This is a genomic window from Leclercia sp. 1548, from assembly GCF_050435045.1.
Lineage (GTDB): Bacteria > Pseudomonadota > Gammaproteobacteria > Enterobacterales > Enterobacteriaceae > Enterobacter > Enterobacter adecarboxylatus.
On sequence record NZ_JBNDJP010000001.1, the window covers coordinates 1,066,222 to 1,088,428 of the forward strand.

The 22,207-nt window shown below is 54.1% G+C and carries 24 protein-coding genes; 19 read left to right on the top strand and 5 right to left on the bottom strand.

Translation table 11 applies throughout. The features are described 5' to 3' along the window. Window positions 1–36 precede the first annotated feature (36 nt). The 4 genes from gltJ to rihA all read left to right on the top strand — a co-directional run bounded on the left by gltJ (window position 37) and on the right by rihA (window position 3,233). Window positions 37–777 carry a glutamate/aspartate ABC transporter permease GltJ gene (gene gltJ / locus ABIE02_RS05150; protein WP_032617037.1) on the top strand — a complete coding sequence of 247 codons (741 nt, stop codon included), beginning with the start codon at window positions 37–39 and terminating at the stop codon, window positions 775–777. Then, window positions 777–1,451 carry a glutamate/aspartate ABC transporter permease GltK gene (gltK, locus tag ABIE02_RS05155; RefSeq protein WP_032617036.1) on the top strand — a complete coding sequence of 225 codons (675 nt, stop codon included), beginning with the start codon at window positions 777–779 and terminating at the stop codon, window positions 1,449–1,451. Before gltJ ends, gltK begins: the two co-directional genes overlap by 1 nt. Further along, a complete protein-coding gene (locus ABIE02_RS05160; RefSeq protein ID WP_059308513.1) occupies window positions 1,451–2,176 on the top strand; it encodes an amino acid ABC transporter ATP-binding protein in 726 nt (241 codons plus the stop codon). Before gltK ends, ABIE02_RS05160 begins: the two co-directional genes overlap by 1 nt. Window positions 2,177–2,297: 121 nt before the next feature. Continuing rightward, window positions 2,298–3,233 carry a pyrimidine-specific ribonucleoside hydrolase RihA gene (gene rihA, locus ABIE02_RS05165; RefSeq protein WP_077226193.1) on the top strand — a complete coding sequence of 312 codons (936 nt, stop codon included), beginning with the start codon at window positions 2,298–2,300 and terminating at the stop codon, window positions 3,231–3,233. A 50-nt stretch (window positions 3,234–3,283) separates the two neighbouring features. Here rihA and ABIE02_RS05170 read toward each other — a convergent pair whose 3' ends face one another. Beyond that, window positions 3,284–3,766 carry a zinc ribbon-containing protein gene (locus ABIE02_RS05170; RefSeq protein WP_032617044.1) on the bottom strand — a complete coding sequence of 161 codons (483 nt, stop codon included), beginning with the start codon at window positions 3,764–3,766 and terminating at the stop codon, window positions 3,284–3,286. A 213-nt stretch (window positions 3,767–3,979) separates the two neighbouring features. On the opposite strand from ABIE02_RS05170, the gene leuS reads away from it, so the two are divergent. From leuS to lipA, 14 genes are all read left to right on the top strand, one after another. After that, window positions 3,980–6,562 (top strand): leucine--tRNA ligase, encoded by a 2,583-nt coding sequence (gene leuS, locus ABIE02_RS05175; RefSeq protein WP_032617033.1) that lies wholly within the window; start codon window positions 3,980–3,982, stop codon window positions 6,560–6,562. Between the two features lie 14 nt (window positions 6,563–6,576). Then, the gene (gene lptE / locus ABIE02_RS05180) at window positions 6,577–7,155 is read left to right on the top strand and encodes an LPS assembly lipoprotein LptE (RefSeq protein WP_032617032.1); all 579 of its coding nucleotides are present in this window, start codon (window positions 6,577–6,579) and stop codon (window positions 7,153–7,155) included. Beyond that, the gene (gene holA, locus ABIE02_RS05185) at window positions 7,155–8,186 is read left to right on the top strand and encodes a DNA polymerase III subunit delta (protein ID WP_059308515.1); all 1,032 of its coding nucleotides are present in this window, start codon (window positions 7,155–7,157) and stop codon (window positions 8,184–8,186) included. Before lptE ends, holA begins: the two co-directional genes overlap by 1 nt. Before the next feature lies 1 nt (window position 8,187). Beyond that, on the top strand, window positions 8,188–8,841 hold the full coding sequence (gene nadD, locus ABIE02_RS05190; protein ID WP_103791903.1) for a nicotinate-nucleotide adenylyltransferase: 654 nt from the start codon (window positions 8,188–8,190) through the stop codon (window positions 8,839–8,841). Window positions 8,842–9,111: 270 nt separating this feature from the next. Beyond that, window positions 9,112–9,429: a ribosome silencing factor gene (gene rsfS / locus ABIE02_RS05195; RefSeq protein ID WP_032617029.1), complete on the top strand. Its 318-nt coding sequence runs from the start codon at window positions 9,112–9,114 to the stop codon at window positions 9,427–9,429. Window positions 9,430–9,432: 3 nt separating this feature from the next. Then, complete coding sequence (rlmH, locus tag ABIE02_RS05200; protein WP_064325297.1) at window positions 9,433–9,900, top strand: 23S rRNA (pseudouridine(1915)-N(3))-methyltransferase RlmH; 468 nt, start codon at window positions 9,433–9,435, stop codon at window positions 9,898–9,900. A 30-nt stretch (window positions 9,901–9,930) separates the two neighbouring features. Then, the gene (gene mrdA, locus ABIE02_RS05205; RefSeq protein WP_032617028.1) at window positions 9,931–11,832 is read left to right on the top strand and encodes a peptidoglycan DD-transpeptidase MrdA; all 1,902 of its coding nucleotides are present in this window, start codon (window positions 9,931–9,933) and stop codon (window positions 11,830–11,832) included. A 2-nt stretch (window positions 11,833–11,834) separates the two neighbouring features. Beyond that, window positions 11,835–12,947, top strand: a complete 1,113-nt coding sequence (mrdB, locus tag ABIE02_RS05210; protein WP_032617027.1) for a peptidoglycan glycosyltransferase MrdB — start codon at window positions 11,835–11,837, stop codon at window positions 12,945–12,947. Between the two features lie 10 nt (window positions 12,948–12,957). Continuing rightward, window positions 12,958–14,109: an endolytic peptidoglycan transglycosylase RlpA gene (gene rlpA, locus ABIE02_RS05215; protein WP_059308517.1), complete on the top strand. Its 1,152-nt coding sequence runs from the start codon at window positions 12,958–12,960 to the stop codon at window positions 14,107–14,109. Between the two features lie 139 nt (window positions 14,110–14,248). Next, window positions 14,249–15,460, top strand: coding sequence for a D-alanyl-D-alanine carboxypeptidase DacA (gene dacA / locus ABIE02_RS05220; RefSeq protein ID WP_032617024.1), 1,212 nt, complete (start codon window positions 14,249–14,251; stop codon window positions 15,458–15,460). 107 nt (window positions 15,461–15,567) lie between these two features. After that, window positions 15,568–15,831: a DUF493 family protein YbeD gene (gene ybeD, locus ABIE02_RS05225; protein ID WP_003022706.1), complete on the top strand. Its 264-nt coding sequence runs from the start codon at window positions 15,568–15,570 to the stop codon at window positions 15,829–15,831. Between the two features lie 92 nt (window positions 15,832–15,923). Further along, window positions 15,924–16,565: a lipoyl(octanoyl) transferase LipB gene (gene lipB, locus ABIE02_RS05230; RefSeq protein WP_144839794.1), complete on the top strand. Its 642-nt coding sequence runs from the start codon at window positions 15,924–15,926 to the stop codon at window positions 16,563–16,565. A gap of 301 nt (window positions 16,566–16,866) precedes the next feature. Further along, entirely contained in the window at window positions 16,867–17,820 is a 954-nt protein-coding gene (locus ABIE02_RS05235; RefSeq protein ID WP_059308518.1) for a YbeF family transcriptional regulator, read from the top strand. Window positions 17,821–18,027: 207 nt separating this feature from the next. Further along, a complete protein-coding gene (lipA, locus tag ABIE02_RS05240) occupies window positions 18,028–18,993 on the top strand; it encodes a lipoyl synthase (protein WP_032617021.1) in 966 nt (321 codons plus the stop codon). A gap of 85 nt (window positions 18,994–19,078) precedes the next feature. Here the strand turns inward: lipA and tatE are convergent, their stop codons facing one another. Further along, window positions 19,079–19,282, bottom strand: coding sequence for a twin-arginine translocase subunit TatE (tatE, locus tag ABIE02_RS05245; protein WP_059308519.1), 204 nt, complete (start codon window positions 19,280–19,282; stop codon window positions 19,079–19,081). A 126-nt stretch (window positions 19,283–19,408) separates the two neighbouring features. Next, window positions 19,409–20,197, bottom strand: coding sequence for a deaminated glutathione amidase (locus ABIE02_RS05250; protein WP_336994772.1), 789 nt, complete (start codon window positions 20,195–20,197; stop codon window positions 19,409–19,411). A 66-nt stretch (window positions 20,198–20,263) separates the two neighbouring features. Between ABIE02_RS05250 and crcB the strand changes: the two genes are divergently transcribed. Further along, entirely contained in the window at window positions 20,264–20,647 is a 384-nt protein-coding gene (gene crcB, locus ABIE02_RS05255; RefSeq protein ID WP_032617018.1) for a fluoride efflux transporter CrcB, read from the top strand. A 219-nt stretch (window positions 20,648–20,866) separates the two neighbouring features. Here the strand turns inward: crcB and cspE are convergent, their stop codons facing one another. Continuing rightward, entirely contained in the window at window positions 20,867–21,076 is a 210-nt protein-coding gene (gene cspE, locus ABIE02_RS05260) for a transcription antiterminator/RNA stability regulator CspE (protein ID WP_002439184.1), read from the bottom strand. A gap of 190 nt (window positions 21,077–21,266) precedes the next feature. Continuing rightward, window positions 21,267–21,842, bottom strand: a complete 576-nt coding sequence (pagP, locus tag ABIE02_RS05265) for a lipid IV(A) palmitoyltransferase PagP (protein WP_032617017.1) — start codon at window positions 21,840–21,842, stop codon at window positions 21,267–21,269. Window positions 21,843–22,207 lie beyond the last annotated feature (365 nt).

The window sequence follows — 22,207 nt, forward strand, 5'->3', positions numbered from 1 at the left end:
GGTAGCGCTGCTACCCTTTTTTTTCTGGAGTTTATTATGTCAATCGACTGGAACTGGGGCATTTTCCTGCAGCAAGCCCCGTTCGGCAACACCACCTATCTTGGCTGGCTGTGGAGCGGTTTTCAGGTCACGGTCGCACTGTCGATCACCGCCTGGATCATCGCTTTCCTTGTCGGCTCGCTGTTCGGTATTTTGCGTACCGTCCCGAATCGCTTTCTCTCCTCGCTGGGAACCTGCTACGTCGAACTGTTCCGTAACGTTCCGTTAATCGTGCAGTTTTTTACCTGGTATTTGGTTATTCCAGAGCTGCTGCCGGAAGATCTCGGCATGTGGTTCAAATCAGAGCTGGATCCTAACGTTCAGTTCTTTGTCTCCTCCATGCTCTGCCTGGGTCTGTTTACTGCCGCCCGCGTGTGTGAGCAGGTGCGTGCAGCGATTCAGTCTCTGCCACGCGGGCAGAAAAATGCTGCGCTGGCGATGGGCCTGACCTTACCGCAAGCCTACCGTTACGTTCTGCTGCCCAATGCCTATCGCGTGATCGTACCGCCGATGACCTCGGAAATGATGAACCTGGTGAAAAACTCGGCCATCGCGTCCACCATCGGTCTGGTGGATATGGCGGCGCAGGCGGGCAAACTGCTGGATTACTCTGCCCATGCGTGGGAATCCTTTACCGCCATTACCCTGGCGTATGTTCTGATTAACGCGGTGATTATGTTGGTAATGAACCTTGTCGAACGTAAAGTTCGCCTGCCGGGCAACCTGGGGGGCAAATAATGTACGAATTTGACTGGAGTTCCATTGTTCCTTCCCTTCCCTATCTGATGGATGGCCTGATCATTACCCTCAAGATCACCCTGACGGCGGTCGTGGTCGGGATAATCTGGGGTACGCTGCTGGCGGTAATGCGCCTGTCGAGCTTTAAGCCTGTCGCCTGGTTTGCAACGGCTTACGTTAACGTGTTTCGCTCCATCCCGCTGGTGATGGTGCTGCTGTGGTTCTATCTCATCGTGCCTGGCCTGCTGCAGGATGTCCTCGGCCTGTCGCCGAAAAATGACATCCGTTTGATCTCGGCGATGGTGGCCTTCTCGATGTTTGAGGCGGCGTACTATTCAGAGATTATCCGTGCCGGGATCCAGAGCATCTCCCGCGGGCAATCGAGTGCCGCGCTGGCGTTAGGCATGACCCACTGGCAGTCGATGAAGCTCATCATTCTGCCGCAGGCGTTCCGCGCCATGGTTCCGCTGCTGCTGACCCAGGGCATCGTGCTGTTCCAGGACACCTCTCTGGTGTATGTATTGAGCCTGGCAGACTTCTTCCGTACCGCTTCTACCATCGGCGAGCGCGATGGTACGCAGGTCGAGATGATCCTGTTCGCAGGTGCGGTCTATTTTGTTATTAGTTTAAGCGCGTCGCTGTTGGTCAGCTGGCTGAAGAAAAGGACAGTGTAATGATTTCCCTGAAAAATGTTTCTAAATGGTATGGGCACTTTCAGGTGCTGACCGACTGCTCCACGGAAGTGAAAAAAGGCGAGGTTGTGGTGGTGTGCGGGCCGTCCGGCTCGGGTAAATCAACGCTGATCAAAACCGTGAATGGCCTGGAGCCTGTGCAGCAGGGCGAGATTATCGTCAATGGCACCAAAGTGAATGACAAGAAAACCAACCTGGCGAAGCTGCGTTCTAACGTTGGGATGGTATTCCAGCATTTTGAGCTGTTCCCGCATCTGTCGATTATCGAGAATCTGACTCTCGCGCAGGTGAAAGTCCTCAAACGCGATAAGGCGCTAGCCCGTGACAAAGCGTTGAAGCTGCTGGAACGTGTCGGACTTACTGCCCATGCCGATAAATTCCCGGCACAGTTGTCCGGTGGCCAACAGCAGCGTGTAGCGATCGCCCGTGCGTTGTGTATGGATCCGGTAGCCATGCTGTTTGATGAGCCGACTTCTGCGCTTGACCCGGAAATGATCAACGAAGTGCTGGACGTCATGGTGCAGCTGGCACAGGAAGGCATGACCATGATGGTGGTTACCCACGAAATGGGCTTTGCGCGTAAAGTGGCGAACCGCGTGATCTTTATGGATGAAGGGAAAATCGTGGAGGACTCAGCCAAAGAGGAGTTCTTTGCCAACCCACAGTCCGATCGCGCGAAAGATTTCCTCGCCAAAATTCTGCATTAATCTTCCCGGTGCGCAATCGCAGGATTGCGCACTGCTTCACGCTTTTCATCTCTTTTTCTCGTATGCACATTTCTTCAGCGTTAGCCTTGTCACAAAACAACACTGAGAAATGGAGAATTCTATGGCACTGCCCATTATCCTCGATTGCGATCCGGGTCATGATGACGCGATAGCTCTCGTGCTTGCCCTCGCCTCGCCAGAGCTGGAAGTCAAAGCCGTTACCTCCTCTGCCGGTAACCAGACACCGGACAAAACCCTGCGTAATGTTCTGCGGATGCTGACGCTGTTAAAGCGCAGCGATATTCCGGTTGCCGGAGGCGCGGTTAAACCCCTGATGCGCGACCTGATCATTGCCGATAACGTCCACGGAGAAACCGGTCTTGATGGCCCCGCCCTGCCCGAGCCGGGTTTTGCCCCACAGAATTGCACCGCTGTAGAGCTGATGGCAAAGGTGCTGCGCGAAAGCCCTGAACCGGTGACGCTGGTCGCAACCGGCCCGCAGACCAACGTCGCCCTGCTGCTGAACAGCCATCCTGAATTGCATGCAAAAATCGCCCGGATAGTGATCATGGGCGGCGCCATGGGGCTGGGGAACTGGACGCCAGCCGCGGAATTCAATATTTATGTCGATCCTGAAGCGGCAGAAATTGTCTTCCAGTCCGGCATTCCGGTGGTGATGGCCGGTCTGGATGTGACGCATCGGGCGCAGATTATGGCGGACGATATTGAGCGTTTTCGCGCGATCAATAACCCCGTAGCCCGGACCGTAGCGGAGCTGCTCGATTTCTTTATGGAGTATCACAAGACGGAGAAATGGGGTTTCCAGGGCGCGCCGCTGCACGATCCCTGCACCATCGCCTGGCTGTTGAAACCGGAGATATTCACTACCGCCAGACGCTGGGTCGGCGTAGAAACGCAGGGGAAATATACGCAGGGCATGACGGTGGTCGATTATTTCATGCTCAGTGGCAACGAACCCAACACCGACATCATGCTGGATATCGATCGCCAGGCCTTCGTTGATTTACTGGCAGAACGCCTCGCGTTTTATCAGTAGTAATCTGATGTCACCACGATGCATCATCGGACGCATCGTGGTGGTCTCTGTTAAGGTTCAAACGGGCGACGCTGGAACTGGTCATGACCGCATTTGGGGCACAATGGCAGGAGATCCGGGGTGTAAACGGCCAGATGGAAGTGACATTTTTCGCAGACCAGATTTCCCAGCCCAACGACCTCTCCACTGTGGTATACGCCATGATGGTTCAGATCCTGAAACACCTCACGCCACTCCAGCTGCGTTTTATCGGTGATATCTGCCAGCTCCTGCCACACACTCTCTTTAATCACCCGCATAAAGACGCTATCGGCAACCTCATCCTGGCTCTCCTCATAGCTACGGGCAAACTCTTCCAGATCGCGGCGAACCGCGCGGGTCACCTCTTCCACTTCGGTACGTGTTAACTCACCCGTCTGCATCACCCTCAGGCGAGCCTGGTCGACGAGCGCGTCAATATCCCGCTCACCATTACGCAGACGTTCGGTCAAGGTGGCGACCAGTTCACGGTAAAATTGAGCAACCTTGTTCATCATTTTCCTCCCGGGTAAGTAACTCTCTCTAATGATAGACCTTATTTGCGCCCCGCTTTGTCAGCTCATCCACACTCTGCGTAAATTCCTGCAAGAGCCTTTTCAGCTAAAGGCTGTTTTGACGCAGGCGTTTGGGCTATGCTATGCGGATCTGAAATACCACATCCTTTGGCTACGTTTGTAGCTGTAATAAACACAGGACCACTGGCTGCCATGCAAGAGCAATACCGCCCGGAAGAGATAGAATCGAAAGTCCAGCAACACTGGGACGAGAAGCGCACTTTTGAAGTCACCGAAGACGAGAGCAAAGAGAAGTATTACTGCCTGTCGATGCTTCCCTATCCTTCTGGCCGACTACACATGGGCCACGTGCGTAACTACACCATCGGTGATGTGATCGCCCGTTACCAGCGTATGCTGGGCAAAAACGTTCTGCAGCCGATCGGCTGGGATGCGTTTGGTCTGCCTGCGGAAGGTGCTGCGGTAAAAAACAATACTGCCCCTGCGCCCTGGACCTACGACAACATCGCCTACATGAAAAACCAGCTCAAGATGCTGGGCTTTGGCTATGACTGGAGCCGCGAACTGGCGACCTGTACCCCGGAATATTACCGCTGGGAACAGAAGTTCTTCACCGAGCTGTACAAAAAAGGGCTGGTCTACAAAAAAACATCCGCCGTTAACTGGTGCCCGAACGACCAGACCGTTTTGGCAAACGAACAGGTCATCGACGGCTGCTGCTGGCGCTGCGACACTAAAGTTGAGCGTAAAGAGATCCCACAGTGGTTTATCAAAATCACCGCTTACGCCGACGAACTGCTGAGCGATCTGGATAATCTGGATCACTGGCCAGATACCGTTAAAACCATGCAGCGCAACTGGATCGGCCGTTCTGAAGGGGTGGAAATCACCTTCAACGTGGAAAATTACGATCAGAAGCTGACCGTTTACACCACCCGCCCGGACACCTTCATGGGTGCCACCTACCTGGCCGTGGCGGCAGGTCACCCGCTGGCGCAGAAAGCGGCAGAGAACAATCCAGAACTGGCTGCCTTTATCGACGAATGCCGCAACACCAAAGTGGCCGAAGCCGACATGGCGACCATGGAGAAGAAAGGCGTTGCTACCGGTTTCTACGCCACGCACCCGCTGACTGGCGAAGCGATCCCTGTCTGGGCAGCCAACTTCGTGCTGATGGAGTACGGTACGGGCGCAGTCATGGCCGTTCCGGGTCACGACCAGCGCGACTACGAATTTGCCACTAAATACCACCTGGCGATCAAGCCGGTTATCCTCGCGGCAGACGGCTCTGAGCCGGACCTGTCCGAACAGGCGCTGACCGAAAAAGGCACCCTGTTCAACTCTGGCGAATTCAGCGGCCTGAGCTTCGAAGAGGGCTTCAACGCCATTGCCGATAAACTGGCCTCGCTGGGCGTTGGCGAGCGCAAAGTTAACTACCGTCTGCGCGACTGGGGTGTTTCCCGTCAGCGTTACTGGGGCGCACCAATTCCGATGGTCACCCTGGAAGATGGCACCGTCATGCCAACCCCGGAAGATCAGCTCCCGGTGATCCTGCCGGAAGATGTGGTCATGGATGGCATCACCAGCCCGATTAAAGCCGATCCTGAGTGGGCAAAAACCACCGTGAACGGCATGCCTGCGCTGCGTGAAACTGACACCTTCGACACCTTTATGGAGTCCTCCTGGTACTACGCGCGTTATACCTGCCCGCAGTATCAGGAAGGCATGCTGGATTCCGACGCGGCAAACTACTGGCTGCCGGTCGATATCTACATTGGCGGGATTGAACACGCCATCATGCACCTGCTCTACTTCCGCTTCTTCCATAAACTGATGCGCGACGCAGGCCTGGTGACCTCCAATGAACCTGCCAAACAGCTGCTGTGTCAGGGCATGGTGCTGGCAGATGCCTTCTATTACGTGGGCGCGAACGGCGAGCGTAACTGGGTCTCCCCGGTTGATGCCATCGTTGAGCGCGACGAGAAAGGCCGCATCGTTAAAGCGAAAGATGCCGCTGGCCATGAGCTGGTGTATACCGGCATGAGCAAAATGTCGAAGTCTAAAAACAACGGCATTGACCCTCAGGTGATGGTTGAGCGTTACGGTGCGGATACCGTGCGTCTGTTCATGATGTTTGCTTCTCCGGCAGACATGACGCTGGAGTGGCAAGAATCCGGCGTTGAAGGGGCTAACCGCTTCCTGAAACGTGTCTGGAAACTGGTTTACGAGCACACCTCCCAGGGCGCAGCACCTGCACTGGATACCGCGGCACTGACGGAAGATCAGCAAGCGCTGCGTCGTGATGTTCATAAAACTATTGCTAAAGTGACCGATGATATTGGTCGCCGTCAGACCTTCAATACCGCAATTGCGGCTATTATGGAATTGATGAACAAGCTGGCGAAAGCCCCGCAGGAAGGCGAGCAGGATCGTGCCTTGATGCGTGAAGCGCTGCTGGCGGTTGTCCGTATGCTGAACCCGTTCACCCCTCACGCCAGCTTTACGCTGTGGCAGGAGCTGAACGGTGAAGGCGATATCGATAATGCACCGTGGCCGGTGGCGGATGAATCCGCAATGGTTGAAAACACCACGCTGGTCGTTGTTCAGGTTAACGGTAAAGTGCGCGGTAAGATTACTGTTCCGGTTGATGCAACCGAAGAGCAGGTCCGCGAACGTGCCGGCCAGGAACATCTGGTGGCGAAGTATCTTGATGGCGTTACCGTACGTAAAGTGATCTACGTGCCCGGTAAACTGCTGAACCTGGTCGTTGGCTAAGCGCGGGAGGAAGCGTGCGACAACTGGCAACATTACTGTTATCGCTGGCGGTGTTAGTCACCGCCGGCTGTGGCTGGCACCTGCGTAATACCACACAGGTGCCGGAACAGATGAAAACGATGATTTTCGATTCGGGCGATCCTAATGGTCCGCTGAGCCGTGCCATTCGCAATCAGCTGCGTCTTAACGGCGTTGATCTGATCGAACAAGGAACGCTGCGCCAGGATATACCGTCATTCCGCGTATTAAGCTCTACCCTGAGCCAGGATACCGCGTCCATCTTCCAGGATGGCCGTACTGCGGAATACCAGATGGTGATGGAAGTCCATGCCGCGGTTCTGATCCCGGGTAGCGATATTTATCCTATCAGCACCAAGGTCTACCGTTCGTTCTTCGATAACCCGCAGACTGCGCTGGCGAAAGATGCTGAGCAGACCATTATCATTAACGAAATGTATGACAAGGCAGCGGAGCAGCTGATCCGTAAGCTGCCGAGCGTCCACACTGCTGAAAAAGAGAATGCCCTGAAAGCTCAGCCTGGTACTCAGCCAGCGGCATCCTCACCACGCGTCTCCACGACGCTGGGTCAGTAATGCTCAGGTTGTACCCTGAACAACTCCGCGCGCAGCTCAATGAAGGGCTGCGCGCGGCGTATCTGCTTCTCGGAAACGATCCGCTGTTGCTGCAGGAGAGCCAGGATGCCGTACGTCAGCTTGCGGCGACCCAGGGCTTTGAGGAGCACCACAGTTTCACGCTGGATAACAGCACCGACTGGCAGGAGATTTTCTCCCTCTGTCAGGCGATGAGCCTGTTTGCCGCCCGGCAAACCCTGCTTATTCAGTTACCGGAAAACGGCCCTAATGCGGGCATCAACGAACAGCTGGCCACGCTGGTCAGTTTGCTGCATAGCGATCTTCTGCTGATTGTTCGCGGCAATAAACTCACTAAAGCCCAGGAAAATGCCGCCTGGCTTACTGCACTGGCAAACCATTCGGTGCTGGTGACCTGCCAGACCCCGGAGCAGGCCCACCTGCCAAAATGGGTTGCGGCCCGGGCTAAGCAGAACAATCTGCAGCTGGATGACGCTGCGAATCAGCTGCTCTGTTACTGCTACGAAGGCAATCTGCTGGCTCTGGCCCAGGCCCTTGAGCGGCTGTCTCTGCTCTGGCCGGATGGCAAACTGACCCTGCCGCGCGTCGAACAGGCAGTTAACGACGCCGCCCATTTCACCCCTTTCCATTGGGTCGATGCCCTGCTCTCAGCGAAAAGCAAGCGCGCCCTGCACATCCTGCAACAGCTGCGTCTTGAAGGCAGTGAGCCGGTGATCCTGCTCAGAACCCTGCAGCGTGAACTGCTGCTGCTCCTGACCCTGAAACGTCAGTCGGCGCACACGCCCCTGCGTGCGCTGTTTGATAAACACCGGGTCTGGCAGAACCGTCGCGGCATGACCACCGAGGCCCTGAATCGCCTCAGCCCGGATCAGCTGCGCCAGGCCGTTCAACTGCTGACACGCACCGAGCTGACCCTGAAGCAGGATTACGGCCAGTCGATCTGGTCAGAGCTGGAAAGCCTCTCGCTGCTCCTGTGCCACAAAGCGCTGGCCGATATTTTTATAGAAGGTTGAGATGCACTCTCTACAGGCTCTGTTTGGTGGCACCTTTGACCCGATCCACTACGGGCATCTGAAACCGGTCGAAATTCTGGCAAACCAGATTGGCCTGCAGCGCGTCACTATTATGCCGAATAATGTGCCGCCGCACCGTCCACAGCCGGAGGCCAGCGCCGCACAGCGTAAAATGATGCTGGAGCTGGCGATTGCCGATAAGCCGCTGTTTCAACTGGATGAGCGTGAGCTGCGCCGGGACAGCCCGTCGTATACCGCGCAGACGTTGCAGGAGTGGCGCGCCGAACAGGGGCCGGAGACACCGCTGGCCTTTATCATCGGCCAGGACTCGCTGCTCACGTTCCCGGGGTGGTATCAGTATCAAACGATCCTCGAAAATAGCCATGTGATCGTTTGTCGCCGCCCGGGCTATGCTCTGAGGATGAAAGAGGAGCAGCATCAGCAGTGGCTTGAGGCGCACCTGACGTATCAGGTTGAAGATCTGCATACCCTGCCTGCCGGTAAAATTTTCCTCGCGGAAACGCCGTGGTTTGATATTTCGGCCACGCTGATCCGCCAGCGTCTGCAACAGGGGCTGCCCTGCGATGAGATGTTACCCCTGCCGGTTTTGCGTTACATTCAACAGCAGGGTCTGTATCAGAAAAGCAGCAACTGACTGGGCGCCGGGAGAAAAAGCGCGCCATTCGCGCTCTCGCCATTGACACCCCCGTCCAGGCTGATATCCTCCGCTGCCAGACTTCCCGCCAGCACTGTTTTACAAAAACTGTTTTACAAAAATGGCGATGCAATCTCCGGCATAGGGTGGGATGATACCCGCCTTCGCAGGCCCGTGCGGTGACATTTGTCCCGACACTGCGGCCAGTTCAGGTATACTGACTGGCTACGAATTTACAGTTACTCAATCTCACTCTCCCAGGGGGAAAACTTGCAGGGTAAAGCACTCCAGGATTTTGTTATCGACAAAATTGATGACCTGAAAGGTCAGGACATCATCGCCATCGACGTTCAGGGCAAATCAAGCATCACCGATTGCATGATTATCTGCACCGGTACCTCCACTCGCCACGTTGCTTCTATCGCTGACCATGTTGTTCAGGAATCCCGCGCTGCCGGTATGCTGCCGCTGGGCGTTGAAGGCGAAGCGACCGCTGACTGGGTCGTCGTTGACCTTGGCGATGTGATTGTCCACGTCATGCAGGAAGAGAGCCGTCGCCTGTATGAGCTGGAAAAACTCTGGGGTTAATGCGTGAAGCTGCAACTGGTAGCCGTCGGCACAAAAATGCCCGATTGGGTACAAACAGGGTTTACCGAATATCTGCGTCGTTTTCCGAAAGATATGCCGTTTGAGCTGGTGGAGATCCCCGCCGGCAAACGCGGCAAAAACGCAGATATCAAACGCATTCTCGATAAAGAGGGTGAACTGATGCTGGCTGCCGCAGGCAAAAACCGCATCGTCACGCTCGATATTCCGGGCAAGCCCTGGGATACACCGCAGCTGGCGCATGAACTGGAGCGCTGGAAGCAGGACGGTCGCGACGTCAGCCTGTTAATTGGCGGTCCAGAGGGATTATCCTCCGCCTGCAAAGCGGCAGCAGAACAGAGTTGGTCTCTCTCCGCGCTGACGCTGCCCCACCCGCTGGTTCGGGTGTTGGTTGCTGAAAGTCTCTATCGCGCGTGGAGCATCACGACTAACCATCCTTATCACCGTGAGTAATGATGACATCCTGGATAAATTAAGCAGCGGATGAAACTACAGAATTCTTTTCGCGACTATACGGCTGAGTCCGCGCTGTTTGTGCGCCGGGCAGTGGTCGCCTTTTTGGGGATTTTGCTGCTGACTGGCGTGCTGATCGCCAACCTCTATAATCTGCAGATTGTCCGTTTTACCGATTACCAGACCCGCTCCAACGAAAACCGCATTAAACTCGTCCCTATCGCCCCAAGCCGCGGCATTATCTACGATCGCAACGGTACGCCACTGGCGTTGAACCGCACGATCTATCAGATTGAAATGATGCCAGAGAAGGTCGATAACGTGCAGCAGACGCTCGAAGCGCTGCGCAGCGTAGTCGATTTGAATGACGACGATATTGCCGCCTTCAAAAAAGAGCGCTCCCGCTCGCATCGCTTCACGTCGATACCGGTAAAAACCAACCTCACCGAGGTGCAGGTAGCCCGTTTCGCCGTGAACCAGTACCGCTTTCCCGGCGTAGAGGTCAAAGGCTACAAGCGCCGCTTCTACCCGTACGGCTCTGCCCTGACGCATGTCATCGGCTATGTCTCGAAAATCAACGATAAAGACGTCGACAGGCTGGACAAAGACGGCAAACTCGCCAACTACGCGGCGACGCACGATATTGGCAAGCTGGGCATTGAGCGCTATTACGAAGAGATTCTCCACGGCCAGACCGGGTATGAAGAGGTTGAAGTCAACAACCGTGGCAGAGTGATCCGTCAGCTGAAAGAGGTGCCACCTCAGGCCGGGCATGACATTTATCTCACCCTGGATCTCAAACTTCAGCAGTATATTGAAACCCTGCTGGCAGGCAGCCGCGCGGCGGTAATTGTGACCGACCCACGTACCGGCAGCATTCTGTCGCTGGTCTCGACGCCGAGCTACGACCCGAATCTGTTCGTCGATGGCATCTCCAGCAAGGACTATTCTGGCCTGCTCAACGACCCTAATACGCCGCTGATCAACCGCGCGACCCAGGGTGTTTATCCCCCGGCCTCGACGGTTAAACCTTATGTGGCCGTGTCGGCGCTCAGCACAGGTGTTATCACCCGTAATACCAGTCTCTTCGACCCGGGTTGGTGGCAGTTGCCTGGCTCGGAAAAACGCTACCGCGACTGGAAGAAGTGGGGCCACGGCCATCTGAACGTCACCAAATCGCTGGAGGAGTCGGCGGATACCTTCTTCTACCAGGTAGCCTATGACATGGGCATTGACCGTCTGTCGGAATGGATGGGCAAATTTGGCTACGGCCACTATACCGGTATCGACCTGTCAGAAGAGCGTTCCGGTAACATGCCAACCCGGGAATGGAAGCAGAAGCGCTTTAAAAAACCGTGGTATCAGGGTGACACAATTCCGGTAGGGATCGGCCAGGGCTACTGGACCGCCACCCCCATCCAGATGAGCAAAGCGCTGATGATCCTTATCAACGACGGGGTGGTAAAAGTGCCGCACCTGCTGATGAGCACCGTTGAAGACGGCAAAAAAGTGCCCTGGGCGCAGCCGCACGAGCCGCCAGTGGGCGATATCCATTCCGGTTACTGGGAAATCGCCAAAGACGGGATGTATGGCGTAGCCAACCGTGCAAACGGTACGGCACACAAATACTTCGCCGGCGCGCCCTATAAAATCGCGGCAAAATCCGGTACCGCCCAGGTGTTTGGCCTGAAAGCCAATGAAACCTATAACGCGCATAAAATTGCTGAACGTCTGCGTGACCATAAGCTGATGATTGCGTTTGCACCATACGAAAACCCGCAGGTCGCCGTGTCGATTATTCTGGAAAACGGCGGTGCAGGCCCGGCGGTCGGTACCATCATGCGCCAGATCCTTGACCACCTCATGCTGGGTGACAACAACACTGACTTGCCGAGTGAAAACCCGGCTACCGCCGGCGCGGAGGACCAATAATCGTGACGGATAATCCGAATAAAAAATCGCTGTGGGACAAGATCCACATCGACCCGGCCATGCTGCTGATCCTGCTGGCGCTGCTGGTTTACAGTGCCCTGGTTATCTGGAGCGCCAGCGGCCAGGATCTCGGCATGACGGAGCGTAAGATCGGCCAGATCACCATGGGTCTGGTCGTCATGGTGGTGATGGCGCAGATCCCACCTCGCGTGTACGAAGGCTGGGCGCCCTATCTCTACATCTTCTGCATCATTCTCCTGGTTGCGGTGGACGCCTTTGGTGCCATCTCGAAAGGCGCGCAGCGCTGGCTCGACCTCGGCATCGTCCGTTTCCAGCCCTCGGAGATTGCGAAAATCGCCGTTCCACTGATGGTGGCGCGCTTCATCAACCGTGATGTCTGCCCACCGTCGCTGAAAAACACCGCTATCGCACTGGTGCTGATCTTCCTGCCTACGCTGCTGGTAGCCGCGCAGCCGGACCTCGGGACCTCGATTCTGATCGCACTCTCTGGCCTGTTCGTTCTGTTCCTCTCCGGGCTGAGCTGGCGGCTTATCGGGATTGCGGTGGTATTAGTGGCGGCCTTTATACCGATTCTGTGGTTCTTCCTGATGCACGATTATCAGCGCCAGCGCGTAATGATGTTGTTGGATCCAGAGAGCGACCCGCTCGGAGCAGGCTATCATATTATACAGTCGAAGATTGCAATCGGCTCTGGCGGCCTGCGCGGCAAGGGCTGGCTGCACGGTACGCAGTCGCAGCTTGAGTTTCTGCCCGAACGCCATACCGACTTTATCTTTGCGGTTCTGGCTGAAGAGTTAGGGCTGGTCGGAATTTTAATCCTGCTGGCGCTGTACCTGCTGTTAATCATGCGCGGATTGTGGATTGCCGCCCGGGCACAAACCACCTTTGGCCGCGTCATGGCCGGTGGCTTGATGTTGATTTTATTCGTTTATGTTTTCGTAAATATTGGTATGGTGAGCGGTATTCTGCCGGTGGTAGGCGTACCGCTTCCGCTGGTGAGTTACGGAGGCTCGGCCCTGATCGTTCTGATGGCCGGGTTCGGGATCGTCATGTCGATCCACACACACAGAAAAATGTTGTCAAAAAGCGTATAAGGGGCACGCAATGCGTAAGCAGTGGTCTGGGATCTGCATCGCAGTGAGTTTACTGGCAGCCTGTACAAGTGACGATGGTCAGCAGCAAGCGACCGTCGCACCGCCGCAGCCGGCAGTATGTAATGGTCCGGTGGTTGAGATCAGCGGAGCCGATCCGCGTTTTGAACCCCTGAGCGCCACGGCTAATCAGGATTACGAGCGCGACGGAAAAAGCTACAAAATTGTTCAGGATCCTTCCCGCTTCAGTCAGGCTGGCCTGGCGGCTATTTATGACGCCGAGCCGGGAAGCAACCTGACCGCAAGCGGTGAAGCGTTCGATCCTATGCAGCTCACCGCTGCGCACCCGACGCTGCCGATCCCAAGCTACGCGCGTATCACCAACCTGGCGAATGGCCGAATGATTGTGGTACGTATCAACGATCGTGGCCCTTACGGCAATGACCGCGCGATCTCGCTGTCACGCGCCGCAGCCGACCGTCTGAATACCTCCAACAACACAAAAGTGCGTATCGACCCGATTATTGTTGCTCAGGACGGTTCGCTCTCCGGCCCCGGTATGGCCTGTACCACCGTGGCTAAACAGACTTATGCCCTGCCCGCACGTCCCGATTTGAGTGGCGGTATGGGCAGCGCGTCGTCCGTTTCTGAACCTGCGCCGCAGGGTGACGTACATGCCATCAGTAACGACACGCTGAAAAGCGAAGACACTATGGGCGCACCGGTCAGCAGCGGTGGTTTCCTTGGCGCGCCTACTACCCTCGCCTCCGGCGTGCTGGAAGGCAGCGAACCGCCTGCACCTCAGCCAGTCGTCACCGCGCCGGTGAACCAGACGGCACCGGTCACGGCACCTGTATCTGCTCCGACTCAGGCTCCGGTTACGGCACCTGGTTCTGCTCAGACTCCGGTTACGGCGCCTGTTTCCGCACCCGCACAGGCAGGCGGTTATGTTGTTCAGGTTGGCGCGGTCAGCGATCAGGCTCGTGCCCAACAGTATCAGCAGCGCCTCGGCCAGCAGTTTGGCGTGCCGGGCCGCGTAGAGCAAAATGGTGCGGTATGGCGTATTCAGCTCGGCCCGTTTGCCAGCAAATCTGAGGCCGCAGCCTTACAGCAACGTCTGCAGAATGAAGCGCAGTTACAGTCATTTATCGCTGTTGCAAAATGATTAATAGGCGGTATCCGAATTGTCAGTTTTTGTCATGATGATTCACACTCTCATGCTTAAAGTCGGATGCCTGCCTGTATAGCATTTGCTATAGTAAGGCACTTTTTTTAATTCCATCACGGATGTCGTTTTTCTGACCATGAAGACCACTTTCTCCGCTCGTTTTATGCAGCGCATGGCGCTCACTACGGCGCTTTGTGCAGCCACGCTTTCTGTTGCTCACGCCGATGACCTGAATATCAAGACCATGATCCCGGGCGTTCCGCAGATCGACGCGGAATCCTACATCCTGATCGATTACAACTCCGGTAAGGTGTTGGCTGAACAGAATGCTGACGCACGACGCGATCCGGCCAGTCTGACTAAAATGATGACCAGCTACGTCATCGGTCAGGCCATGAAAGCAGGTAAATTCAAAGAAACCGACCTGGTAACCATCGGTAACGATGCGTGGGCCACCGGCAACCCGGTATTTAAAGGGTCATCCTTGATGTTCCTGAAACCCGGCATGCAGGTTCCCGTCTCCCAGCTGATCCGTGGCATCAACCTCCAGTCCGGTAACGATGCCTGCGTGGCGATGGCAGACTTTGCCGCCGGCAGCCAGGACGCTTTTGTTGGCCTGATGAACAGCTACGTTTCCGCACTGGGTCTGAAAAACAGCCACTTCCAGACCGTACACGGCCTGGATGCTGACGGTCAGTACTCCTCTGCGCGTGATATGGCGCTGATTGGCCAGGCGCTGATCCGTGACGTACCGAACGAATACACCATCTATAAAGAGAAAGAATTTACCTTTAACGGTATCCGTCAGACCAACCGTAACGGCCTGCTGTGGGATAACAGCCTGAACGTTGACGGCATCAAAACCGGACATACCGATAAAGCCGGTTACAACCTGGTGGCCTCTGCCACTGAAGGCCAGATGCGTCTGATCTCTGCGGTAATGGGCGGTCGTACTTTCAAAGGGCGTGAAACCGAGAGCAAGAAGCTGCTGACCTGGGGCTTCCGCTTCTTCGAAACGGTAAACCCACTGAAAGCGGGCAAAGAGTTCGCCTCAGAACCGGTCTGGTTTGGTGATAACGACCGCGCCTCTCTGGGCGTCGATAAAGATCTCTACCTGACCATCCCACGCGGTCGCATGAAAGATCTGAAAGCCAGCTATGTGCTGACCGCCAGCGAACTGCACGCTCCGCTGAAGAAAAATCAGGTTGTGGGCACCATCAACTTCCAGCTTGATGGCAAAACCATCGACCAGCGTCCGCTGGTTGTGTTGGATGAAATCCCGGAAGGCAATTTCTTTGGCAAAATCATTGATTACATTAAATTGATGTTCCATCACTGGTTTGGTTAAAAATTGAACACTTGAAAGTGTGATTTCCATCCCCATATACTATGTAACCTGATAACTCCCACCCGACGTGGGAGTTATTCTTTTTTTGACGTACTGCCGGAGTTGACATGAAAACCAAACTTAACGAACTGCTTGAATTCCCTACTCCTTTTACTTACAAAGTAATGGGGCAGGCGTTGCCTGAGCTGGTTGATCAGGTGGTTGAAGTGGTACAGCGCCATGCGCCAGGCGACTACTCTCCGACGGTGAAACCAAGCAGCAAAGGCAACTACCATTCCGTGTCTATCACCATCACGGCGACGCATATCGAACAAGTTGAGACGCTCTACGAAGAGCTGGGTAACATCGATATCGTTCGCATGGTGCTGTAACACCTTTCGGTTACCCGCATCGCCGGGTAACCTGTTTCTCCTCTGTGATATACTCCCCGCTACAGTTTGTCCCTTCGTTCGGAGATATCGTTTTGTACCAGGATACCATTCTCGTCCGCCAGCTTGGGCTGCAGCCCTATGAACCTGTCTCCCAGGCTATGCATGATTTCACTGACACACGCGACGAGAACACGCCGGATGAGATCTGGCTGGTAGAGCATTTGCCGGTGTTTACCCAGGGTCAGGCCGGAAAAGCAGAGCATCTGTTAATGCCCGGCGATATCCCGGTTATCCAGAGCGATCGTGGGGGCCAGATCACCTACCACGGGCCGGGACAACAGGTCATGTATGTCCTGCTTAACCTGAAGCGCAGAAAGCTCGGGGTACGCGAACTGGTGACGCTGCTTGAACAAACGGTAGTCAATACGCTGGCGGAATTTGATATTGATGCGCACCCGCGGGCAGATGCACCCGGCGTCTATGTTGGCGAAATGAAAATATGTTCTCTTGGTCTGCGGATTCGTAAAGGGTGCTCTTTCCACGGCCTTGCTTTGAATATCAATATGGATCTTTCACCTTTCCAGCGGATCAATCCTTGCGGTTATGCGGGTATGGAAATGGCCCAAATGCGCCAGTGGGTAGAGAACATTACACCGGAAATTGCACGTCCGCATTTGCTTAATGCTTTTTTAGCGCTGCTAAACAATCCACCCCATAAATATATTACTGCTTAATTATCCCGGCAATTTGGCTCATTATTTGATGAGCCATTCTTATTTCAAGGCTTTAAGCTTTACAACAATCCGTACTTTCTATATTTTCAAAATACCTGCAACGCGCTTGCGTATTAGCATTTACCCGTTATCTACTCCGCCAGGGCCAACCGACTGGTATGAATATCGCCTGCGCAAAAATTAGACAAGATGATGAATTTACTTAGAAATGTTGATTATCAAAACTAGTTTAACCACAACAATAAGCACATTATTTAAATTCAACTATTATTTATATTGTGAATAATTAGGGAGAGATCGCGTGGATAATAATAATTCACCAGATAAGCGCTTGAGTGATCCTGGCAGTGAAACAAAACCACAGGTTTTTCGGACGTTACGCAATATTGACCTTAATTTATTGACGATTTTTGAGGCCGTGTATGTCCACAAAGGGATCGTCAATGCTGCGAAAATTCTGAATCTCACTCCCTCAGCAATAAGTCAGTCCATCCAAAAATTACGCTCAATTTTCCCCGATCCGCTGTTTATACGTAAAGGCCAGGGCGTGACGCCGACCGCCTACGCCACGCATCTGCATGAATATATAAGCCAGGGACTGGAGTCAATTCTTGGAGCGCTGGATTTAACCGGCACCTATGATAAGCAACGCACCATCACCATTGGTACCACCCCGACCGTGGGCGCGCTGGTTTTGCCGCAAATTTACCAGGCCGTGAGAACCCATGCCCCGCATCTGATGCTGCGCAATATTTCGGTCAATGATGCCGAAACCCAGCTCGGCCAGTTCCAGACCGACCTGATCGTGGACAGCAACGCACTGAATGCCCGCGCCCTAAGCCACAACGTGCTGTTCGCTGACAAACTTTTGCTGATCTGCCGTAAAAACCATCCGGCGCTAAGCCAGGCAGCCACGGTAGATAATCTGGGGAACTACGAACAAACGTTGCTGATGCTGGAAGGACAAAACCTCAACGGCTTACGCCAACGTATCAACGACATTTTCCCTGAACGTCTGGTGCACTTCAGCAGTTACAATCTCTTTACGATTGCCGCCCTGATCGGCAGCAGCGATCTGATTGGCATCATCCCCGAGCGCCTGTTTAATCTGGTACGTCACTGCTGGCCGCTGGAACAGATCCCCTTCGCCCCGCTCAATGCCGAATGCGTTGAAATCTCGCTGTATTACAACAAACTGAGCTTGCGCGATCCGGTGCTGGAAAATTTGATAAACGTTATCCGCCAGGCCTTCTGATCAGGGGGTATTTCCCTTAAAGCCGCGCAGCCCCACATAAAAGGCACTAAACAACAACTATTTTACAATTTGGCGACCGGGCAGGCTGCTTTATCGTCCGTATCAATGATATACTGCCTGTCGTTCGTTCAAAAATAGTTGATAAATACAACATTCCCTTGAATTGAAACGCTTTCCTTCGATTTTCGCAACTGGAAGACGCACGCTATGAGTAAACCCATTGTGATGGAACGCGGTGTTAAATACCGTGATGCCGATAAAATGGCCCTAATCCCGGTTAAAAACGTGGCTACGGAGCGCGAAGCGCTGTTAAGAAAACCGGCCTGGATGAAGATTAAACTTCCGGCGGACTCTTCGCGTATTCAGGGAATTAAAGCAGCGATGCGCAAAAACGGTCTTCACTCCGTTTGCGAAGAGGCCTCCTGCCCGAACCTTGCTGAATGTTTTAACCACGGCACTGCGACTTTCATGATCCTCGGCGCGATTTGTACCCGCCGCTGCCCATTCTGTGACGTTGCCCACGGTCGTCCTGTTACGCCTGACGCTAACGAACCACAGAAACTGGCACAGACTATTGCTGACATGGCCCTGCGCTATGTGGTTATCACCTCTGTTGACCGCGACGATCTGCGCGACGGTGGTGCCCAGCACTTTGCTGACTGTATCTCTGCCATTCGTGAAAAGAGCCCGTCCATCAAAATCGAGACGCTGGTTCCCGACTTCCGTGGCCGTATGGATCGCGCGCTGGATATCCTCAACGCCACGCCACCAGACGTGTTTAACCACAACCTGGAAAACGTACCGCGTCTCTATCGTCAGGTTCGTCCGGGCGCCGATTACAACTGGTCTCTGAAACTGCTGGAGCGTTTTAAAGAAGCGCATCCTGAGATCCCAACCAAATCTGGCCTGATGGTGGGTCTGGGTGAAACCAACGAAGAGATCATTGAAGTCATGCGCGACCTGCGTCGCCATGGCGTCACCATGCTGACGCTGGGCCAGTATCTGCAGCCAAGCCGTCACCACCTGCCGGTGCAGCGCTACGTAAGCCCTGAAGAGTTTGACGAAATGAAAGCTGAAGCGATGGCGATGGGCTTCACCCATGCAGCCTGCGGCCCGTTCGTTCGTTCGTCCTATCACGCCGATATGCAGGCGAAAGGCGAAGAAGTGAAGTAAACCCGTCACAAACGTTTACAGTTCACCCATAAAAAAACCGGCTTTAGCCGGTTTTTTTCTATCGCAAGCCATTAAGGCGTAGCCGTTACTCTTTGTGGGAGAGTTTTTCGGCAGTGATATCCGCATCAGCGCTTTTCTTCGCCATAGCGTCATCGTCGTTCATCGCCTTTTTAAAGCCTTTGATAGCAGCACCCAGGTCTCCGCCCAGCGTACGTAATTTCTTGGTACCAAACAGCAGGACAACCAGCGCGGCTACCACCAGCAGTTTGGTAATACTAATCTCACCCATAGATACCTTCTTGACGTAAACAGGCTGCGTTTCGCGCCTTAAAAACCCGACCTTATTAACGGTCATTTGACGCCCGCACACAATAGCAATCTGTAACAAGGTGAATCAAGCGTTGTTTAAAAAACGTCACAACAATTGCGGGGGCGCGAAGCGTCGGTTGCGTAGCACCGGCAACTGCTGACGCGCCAGCGTAATGCGCTGCTGGCTGATCTCCGCTATTAACAGTGCTGGCCCTTCTGCCGCGGCCGCAATGGTTACGCCAAGGGGGTCGATAATGCGACTCTGACCGATGTTCTTGTTACCACACTCCCCTGCTGCTACCACATAGCAGGTGGTATCCAGCGCCCTGGCCGCCAGCAGCGTTGACCAGTGGTGCTCCTTGAGCGGCCCCCTGACCCATGCCGCAGGCAGAACCAAAACCGCTGCTCCCGCCAGCGCCAGATTCAACGCCATCTCCGGGAAGCGCAAATCGTAGCAGGTCATAAACCCCAAACGGATACCCTCAATTTCAATCAGCGGCGGCACTCTCGTCCCTGCATCCACCAGCCTGGATTCCTGAATATTGAACGCATCGTAAAGATGCAGCTTGGCATACTGCTCAACGATCCTGCCGCCACGCAGGGCGACGAGGGTATTGATCGCCCTGCCCGCGGTGGAGGGGACATGCACCGTCAGCACCGTGGTCAGTTCATTACGGGCGCTCTCTGCCAGTAGCATCGTCAAAAAGCCGCCGTCCAGCGGCTGGGCCGACTTTACGGACAGGTCGGGATCGTTATCATCGCGGGCGAGTAACGCTTCGGGTAGCACCAGCAGCGATGCCCCCTGCGCGGCCGCCTGTGCCATCAGCGAAACGCATGTTTCGGCATTTTTTTGCCAGTTCGCCGTTACTGCAAATTGTCCAACCGCAACGTACATATTTTCCCCTTGCCGCAAACGGCGTTACACTCTGGATCCTTACACATCAAATAGCAGGTATTGTTCGTGTTTCAACTTCTTTTAGCCGTTTTTATCGGCGGGGGCACAGGAAGCGTGGCGCGCTGGTTGTTGAGCATGCGGTTTAACCCTCTGCATCAGCAGATCCCGTTCGGAACGCTAACGGCCAACCTTATCGGTGCCTTTATCATTGGGCTGGGGCTGGCGTGGTTCAACCGCATGCCCCATCTCGATCCGGTGTGGAAGCTGCTGATCACCACCGGTTTTTGCGGCGGACTGACGACCTTCTCGACGTTCTCGGCCGAGGTGGTGTTTTTGTTGCAGGATGGACGGGCAGCCTGGGCGCTCCTGAACATTGCGGTCAATCTTCTGGGTTCGTTAATGATGACCGCGCTCGCATTTTGGTTAATCTCTGCGGTAAATGCTCACTAAAAGAGACGACCTTAATGTTGGCTTAATTTTTCTCGGGCACCCTGTCAGCACATACACTGAGGGTGTCGCAATGAAAGAGAAAATAACAAATGTGGGGATGGTTGTACTGAGCATGGCAATCGTTGTCAGTTTTTTGCGGCTGTACCTGCTCAGCTAAGCCAGAACGAAAAAAACCCGCTCAGGGAGCGGGTTTTGAAATTCTTGCTGGTCTCGTCTGAATTACAGAGCGATGACGTTAGCAGCAGAAGGGCCTTTGGCACCGTTAGTGATTTCAAACTCAACGCGCTGACCTTCAGCCAGGGTTTTGAAACCATTGCTCTGGATTGCAGAGAAGTGTACGAACACGTCTTTGCTGCCATCTTCCGGAGTAATGAAACCGAATCCTTTGGATTCATTAAACCACTTAACGTTACCTTTAATCTTAGACATCAAAATTACCTTTACATGAAAATTGGACACAAATGCTGTGTCGGGTATCAGTACAACAATTGTGAGCGGTTTTGTCCAGCGCCTTTTTGAAGAAAAGTGACAAAAGTCGCGTTAATTTTCTCGCCCCAATTTTTATCCTTTACACGTCAACAAGTGGCTATTAAATCACCAGTATGTAGAGTTTTTTCAGCTAAAACTGAAAGCGCATCCAGGCGAAGTAGACGTTGCCATTGTTATAGGTTCCCGGGATATAGGTCATCTGAAAAGTGGCCGGGCCATAGCCCACAGAGGCCAGCGGCAGCACCAGCGGAATGGGGATGTAGTTCCAGTTATCGCGCGCCGTCACGGCAGCGGTAAAACCGAGACCCAGATGGAGGTTATCGTCAGCCAGCGGGCGCCAGGTTTTTTCCCAGCCGTAACCCGCGATCGGCTCCCATTTATTATAGGAATCTTTAAACGCCATGGCGTACAGGCCATGCCAGTTACCTTTCTCATCCCAGCGTGACTGACCAAAGCCCGCGCCCCACGGTCGCTCATTGTAGCGGTCGGTCTTCTCTTTATCGTAAGCGAAGCGGGCATGCCATGTAATGGCGGGCACATAGAGATCGTAATGCTGGGGGGCTTCCCAGGTCTCGACCATATCGTTATGGATAGTTTTGACCCAGGCTCTCAGGGGAGGGACATCTTTAGCCATTGCTACAGTCGAAAAAGAGAACTGAGCAAAAATAAAAGGAAATACAATGAAAAACTTATTAATAATTGTCACAACTTTATTACCACTTTACTTTTCGCAGCGTGTTCTTGCCCAGAATAGTGGAATGGCAGCCTGACGGCATGGGTGTTTATCTTAATTATTAACGGCAAAAGATAAGAATTCTCCTGGTAAAAGAGCGCGCGCCGAAAAATACCTCATGAGCAATAAACAAAACCTATACTGATGCAATAATTTATGCGGCGCATGAATAAATAATACAGATATCATCGTCAACCTGACCCTCCCGCCTGCCAGCTGCACAACAATGCGCTACATCATCTCTGCACTGCCCTTCCCGCCTCGCATCCCCGGCAGCATTCGGGCCACGATGGCGACAACGGCCATCACTTTAATAAGGAGCGCACTTTCGTAAAACG